2 protein-coding genes and 1 pseudogene are annotated in these 1415 nt (G+C 73.0%); 1 reads left to right on the top strand and 2 read right to left on the bottom strand.

The window, feature by feature from the left end; all coding sequences use genetic code 11:
* Together BZL64_RS37390 and BZL64_RS37385 are read right to left on the bottom strand one after the other, a co-directional pair.
* Positions 1 to 229, bottom strand: a pseudogene (locus BZL64_RS37390) (two-component sensor histidine kinase); the annotation flags it as partial.
* The gene (locus BZL64_RS37385; RefSeq protein ID WP_086773437.1) at positions 226 to 903 is read right to left on the bottom strand and encodes a response regulator transcription factor; all 678 of its coding nucleotides are present in this window, start codon (positions 901 to 903) and stop codon (positions 226 to 228) included. The pseudogene BZL64_RS37390 and the gene BZL64_RS37385, both read right to left, overlap by 4 nt.
* A gap of 152 nt (positions 904 to 1055) precedes the next feature.
* Between BZL64_RS37385 and BZL64_RS37380 the strand changes: the two genes are divergently transcribed.
* On the top strand, positions 1056 to 1415 hold a 360-nt coding region (locus BZL64_RS37380; protein ID WP_143663436.1), incomplete at its 3' end, for a PepSY domain-containing protein.

Below are 1415 nucleotides of genomic sequence, written 5' to 3'. Positions count from 1 at the left end.
GGACGGGCCGGTCGTCGTCGTCCAGGGAGAGCGCGCGGTACGGCTGTCCGGCGGCGAGTTCGGCGGCTACCTCGCGCGCGGTGCGTTCCGCCTGGGTGCCCGCCTGGTCGCTCAGGTTCGTCCACAGTGACAGCAGGACGGCCGTCCCGGCGGCGAGCAGCGCCACGGCGACGACGAGCGTGGTGCCCAGGGTGGCGCGCGCCCGGACGGATGCGAGACGGCGTCTCACCGGCCCGCCTCCGCCCGCTCCAGCCGGTACCCGGCGCCGCGGACCGTGCGGATCAGCCCGGCGCCCAGCTTGCGGCGCAGTGCGCTGACGTACACCTCGACGATGTTGGGGTCGCCGTCGTAGGCGAAGTCCCAGACGTGGTCGAGGATCTCGGTCTTCGACACCACCTGGCCGGCCCGCACCACGAGCTGCTCCAGGACGGCGAACTCCTTGGCGGTGAGCGCCGTCTCGTCGCCGCGCAGGAACACCCGGCGGGCCGCGGTGTCCACCCTCAGCTCGCCGAGCACATGGACCGGAGAGGCCCCGGCGCCCTGCCCCCGGCGCCGCAGCAGGGCCTTCACCCGGGCCACGAGGACGACGTAGGAGAACGGCTTGGTGAGGTAGTCGTCGGCGCCCGTGTCCAGGCCCTCCGCCTCGTCGTACTCGCCGTCCTTCGCGGTGAGCATGAGGATCGGGACGTCGTTCCCGGCGGCGCGCAGGGCGGAGCAGACCCGGTAGCCGTTCATGCCGGGCAGCATGATGTCGAGGACGAGCAGGTCGTACGGCGACTCGCTCGCGCGGTGCAGGCCCTCCAGCCCGTCGTGGACGACGTCGACGGCGAAGCCCTCGGCGGTCAGGCCCTTGGCGAGGGACAGGGCGAGGCGGCGTTCGTCCTCGACGATCAGCAGGCGCATGCGTCCAGGGTCGCAAATCCCACCTGAAGCGATCTTCAGGTTGCTTCAGCGTGCGTTCAGGTCGGCTCGGGCAGCGTGGTCCCCGTCGCAACCGAAGCAGACGACACCGAAGCAGACACAACCGAAGCAGCATCACAGCGGGAGGAAACCCCATGAAGCGCAAGCTCGTCATCGCCGCCGCCGTCGCGTCCGTCGCGATCGGCGCAGGCACCGCCGCCGCCTTCGCGGACGACGGCGCACACGGTAGGACGGCGGACGTCCGGACCGTGCGGCCTGCGGCCGAGGCACCCGGCTCGGCCACGGTCACCGCGGCCGGGGCACCCGGATCCGCCGAGGTCACCGCGGTCGAGGCGATCGCGGCGGCGCTGGAGTCGCGGCCGGGCACGGCCGTCTCCGCCGACCTCGACACGGAGGCCGGGGACGACGACCGCGGCTGGGAGGTCGAGATCCTGGGCACCGGCACGACCTCGTACGAGGTTCTCGTCGACCCGGCGACGGGCCGCGTCGTCGGG

Origin of the sequence: Streptomyces bobili (genome assembly GCF_002154575.1) — a bacterium.
Lineage (GTDB): Bacteria > Actinomycetota > Actinomycetes > Streptomycetales > Streptomycetaceae > Streptomyces > Streptomyces bobili.
This window is presented reverse-complemented; position numbering and strand designations above follow the sequence as displayed.

Bases quoted from the DNA above. Each gene is read 5' to 3' on its own strand.
- BZL64_RS37385 (WP_086773437.1), bottom strand. From the start codon at position 903: ATGCGCCTGCTGATCGTCGAGGACGAACGCCGCCTCGCCCTGTCCCTC.